This is a genomic window from Thermogemmatispora sp., assembly GCF_042408735.1.
In the GTDB taxonomy this organism is placed as follows: domain Bacteria; phylum Chloroflexota; class Ktedonobacteria; order Ktedonobacterales; family Ktedonobacteraceae; genus Thermogemmatispora.
Genome location: NZ_JBHOQV010000116.1, coordinates 1 through 4346, shown reverse-complemented (window position 1 = coordinate 4346; position 4346 = coordinate 1). Strand labels below are relative to the sequence as shown.

The following is a 4346-nucleotide window of genomic DNA, read 5'->3' as shown; positions in this document are numbered from 1 at the left end:
GACTGCAGAGCAGGATGCTCTCAGCAGATCAGCCAATGCTGCGAGGTCTTTGGAGGAGACACGCATGCCGACCCCAAATCGTCGCCTTAGGCAGGCACGCGAACTACGAGGTTGGTCCCAGGCCAAAGTTGCGGAGCAGATCGGTACCGACGCCACCACAGTCAGTCGTTGGGAGCGTGGGTTATTTTCCCCGACCCCTTACTTTCGGGAGAAGCTTTGTCAGCTCTTTGGCAAGAACGCCGAGGAGCTGGGGCTGCTCGAGAGCGCCAGGGAGCAGGCCGTAGGGGGGGAAGTAGCGGCGATGGCGCCGGCGGTCGTGGGGACGGAGGTGGGGGAGAACGGCCATAGTCTGCCCTGGGGGGTGATGCCGCCCCAAGCGCCATCATGGCAACAGCGCACGGACACCTTTGCCTATATTTTGCAGAGTGCGGTTCATGACGTGCAGGCGCACCTGCTCTGGGAAGACGCCTATGTGCGTGTCTTGCAGGGGCAGCGCGCGCAGGCTCAGCGCTCCGGAGAAGCCAGTTTAACTGCCTTTGAGCAAGTTGGGCACATGAACGCTGCCGTGCTGCGCGAGTGGTTGCGGCAGCACGGGTTGTTGACCTCCTCGTCGCCTCCCTCGCCTTCCTCGTCGGCTTCGGTGGCCGAGCCGCCGCTGCCGCAGCAGCACCAGCAGTCATCAAGTGCCGTGTCCTCGCCGGGGGCTGGGCCTGAGGCCTCCGAGAGGCCGGTCGGAGCTATTCGTCGCTTTGGCTACGGGAGAAGTCTAGGTTTCCTCTTAGTGCTCATGGTAGTGGCCACGGTGATTCTCTCTGGTCTCACCTTGGGTCAGCTACAGCCTACTGTCCTTTCCTCACCTCGCCTTGCTGGCTTAGGGCAGGATGCCCGCACTCTTGCCACCACTCCCGTCTCTTCGGCGGGATCCAGGGCATTTTCCACTCCAACTGCGACGGCGGCCAGGTCCGCAACGACTTCTCAGTCTACGCCGCCTGTTCCCTCCCCTACAGTTCCGGTCCAGGCCTCGCCGGCCGTCGCTGCTGCCTCTGTTTCTCTGATGATTACGGTCACTCCGGACCGCTTGACGCCTCGTGATTGCGTCCTGGAAGCGCTTGGTTATCGCTGTACTCTCACGCTCTGGCCTTTCAGCGGCCAGAGCCAGGGCCAGGCCGGCAAGCTCTCCTGGCAGGCGAGCAGCCGTGATCTGCCTGTGCGTTTCAATCCCCCAGGAGGCACCTGTACGCCGGGGCAGCCATTCGAGGTCATCACCTATATCGTGAGCAACCCCGGTCAGCAGGGTCACCTCCTCTTTACTTTTAGCGTTCCATCTTCGAGTACCTCCTACACGCAGACAGTGCTCTGGCAGGACTAGCCGGGCGAGCGCCTCTTTGGGCGCGGTGAGGCGAAGAATGCCTTGCTGTCTGAGCCTTGTGAGCTGGCTGGCTCCCGACCTCTTCCGCCGCCGGTCTCCGGCTTACAGCAGCTCACCTGGCTCCTCCCAGGGAGGCGGTCCAGCAAAATATGGGCACCTGGCGCGGCAGAGTGAGGGGCTTGCTCCCCTCTTTGCTGCCCGTCAGGTGCCTAGTGACTGTCTAGCGGGTGTTCTTGTGGGCAGGGAGGGGGTGAGATAGAGTATCTTTCCACCAGCACTCTGTGGTATTCCTCAGTTCTCTTGCTTACTTACTTGCTTGCTGGTGCTCGAGGGCTGGGCCTCATAAGTAAAGGAGGTGGTCCGGTGCCGCAGCGCGATCAATTGCCTGTGCTCTCGCTGGCTCGTGTCAGCCTGGGGGCGGCTGACCTCGTTCATCGGTGGAACTGGATGGAGCCAAAGGGGAGGTTTCGCTGCTGTCGCGACCTGCGGCCCTTCTTATCAGACGTTCCTGCTCTGTTGTCTTTTGCTCTGGGAAACTGTCCCGGAGTCTTCTTTTTGGAGACGGCGCTCTGCGACGGCAGGAAGATCGCGAAAGGAAACGGCGACCTATGAAAACCTTCCACCTAGGGGTACTTGTCAAGAGCAGACTCTCCCTCTCTGCGGCGGCCCTGGTCATGCTGGGGACTTTGCTGCTGTTGACGACCTGTCTGATCGGTCCTTTTCATCGCCCGACCTCGGTTCGTGCGGCTCCGGCTTTCAACTATGGTGAGGCCCTGCAGAAAGCCATCTACTTTTATGAGGAGCAGTCGTCTGGCCCAAAGCCATCCTGGAACCGGGTTCCCTGGATTGGGGATTCGGCTACGAAGGATGGCTCCGATGTCGGCCTTGACTTAACTGGCGGCTGGTACGATGCTGGCGACCACGTTAAGTTTGGTCTGCCGATGGCCTATACGGTGACGATGCTCTCCTGGGGCGTCATTCAGTACCGCAATGCCTTTGTCCAGGATGGGCAGCTTCCCTACATCCTCAACAATATCCGCTGGGCCACCGACTACTTTATCAAGGCCCATCCGTCGCCCAATGTCCTCTATGGCCAGGTGGGTGATCCCAGCGCCGATCACGCCTTCTGGGGACCGGCTGAGGTCATGCAGATGGCCCGACCGGCCTACAAGATTGACCCGAGCTGTCCTGGTTCCGATCTGGCCGGTGAAACCGCTGCTGCGATGGCTGCCGCCTCGATCGTTTTCCAGCCCACCGACCCCACTTATGCGAGCACGCTGCTGACCCATGCCAGGCAGCTCTATACTTTTGCCGATACCTACCGCGGCAAGTATGATGCCTGTATCACTGCGGCCAGCGGCTACTACACTTCCTTCAGTGGCTACAACGACGAGCTGGTCTGGGGGGCGATCTGGCTTTATCTGGCCACCAACGATAGTAGCTATCTCACGAAGGCTGAGAACTACTATAATAATCTCAGCTATCAGTCGCAGACAAACGTCCATTCGTATCAATGGACGATCAGTTGGGACGACGTCTCCTATGGTTGCTATATCTTGATGGCCGAGATCACCGGTCAGCAGCAGTACAAGGACGACGCTCAGCGCTTTCTGGACTGGTGGACGGTCGGTGTCAATGGCTCGCGGGTGACCTATTCCCCGGGCGGCGAGGCCTTCCTCGATAGCTGGGGTTCCCTGCGCTACGCGGCCAATACAGCCTTCCTGGCTCTGGTCTATGCCGACTATCTCGGTTCGAGCAATCCGCTCTACGCCCGCTATCACGATTTCGCCGTTCAGCAGATCAACTACATTCTGGGAGCCAACCCACGGAACTGTAGCTACATGGTCGGTTTTGGCTCCTGTTATCCACAGACGCCTCACCATCGTGAGGCCCACGATTCGTGGACGAACGATATCAACAATCCAACCTACGAGCGCCACATTCTCTACGGAGCGCTGGTCGGAGGTCCCAGCTCGGCGGACGATCAGTTCAGCGATAATCGTCAGAACTATCAGACCAACGAGCCTGCTGACGACTACAACGCCGCGCTGGTCGGGGCCCTGGCCCGTCTCTACCAGGAGTACGGTGGAAGTCCCGTCGCCTCTCTGCCCGACAAGCCCAAAGATGACGACGAGATCTATGTGACGGCGGCGGTCAACGCCTCGGGCAGCAACTTCACCGAGATTAAGGCCATCTTTATCAACAAGACTGGCTGGCCGGCCCGCGTCACAAGTAACCTCTCGCTGCGTTACTACTTTACGCTGGAGCCTGGCGTGACGCCGAGCATGCTCACGCTGAACATGAACTACACCGAGTGCGGCAACCAGCTCTCGGGGCCAACCCAGTACTCGGGTAACATTTACTATGTGACAGTGAGCTGCGCCGGTGTGCTGATTTACCCGGGTGGGCAGAGCAACTACCAGAAGCAGGTCCAGTTCCGTATTACCAGCTCCGGGGCCTGGGATCCAACCAACGACTGGTCGTATCAGGGTGTGGCAACGCCGGCAGGGGCGACACCGGTGAAGGTGAGCAATATTGTGGTCTTTGATGGCAATACCCAGGTCTGGGGTACGCAACCCAATGGTACCGCTCCAACGCCGACACCTGTCCCAACGGCAACGGTGACGCCAACTCCCACTGTTGCCCCGACAGCCACCGCTACCAGCACACCGACGGCAACTCCGACTCCACAGCCCACCCTGACGCCGACGCCGACCCCGCGGCCGACCGTGACGCCGACGCCGAGTCCGACGCCGAGTCCGACGCCGGTGGCGGGTCTGAGCTGCCGGGTGCAGTACGTCATCACGGGGCAGTGGCCAGGTGGCTTCGGTGCCGTGATCAACATCACCAATACGGGGACGACGACGATCAACGGCTGGACGCTCAAGTTCACCTTCCCCAACGGGCAGACGGTGACGCAGGGCTGGAACGGGAGCTTCAGCCAGTCGGGGAGCACGGTGACGGTGACGAACCTGTC

General features: G+C 60.5%; 2 protein-coding genes. Both read left to right on the top strand.

Features of this window, described 5'->3' with window-relative positions; genetic code table 11:
* Window positions 1–64 precede the first annotated feature (64 nt).
* Window positions 65–1369, top strand: a complete 1305-nt coding sequence (locus ACFMO7_RS10180) for a multiprotein-bridging factor 1 family protein (RefSeq protein WP_376795378.1) — start codon at window positions 65–67, stop codon at window positions 1367–1369.
* A gap of 608 nt (window positions 1370–1977) precedes the next feature.
* Window positions 1978–4346 (top strand): glycoside hydrolase family 9 protein (locus ACFMO7_RS10175; protein WP_376795377.1); only part of this gene is annotated, 2369 nt, incomplete at its 3' end.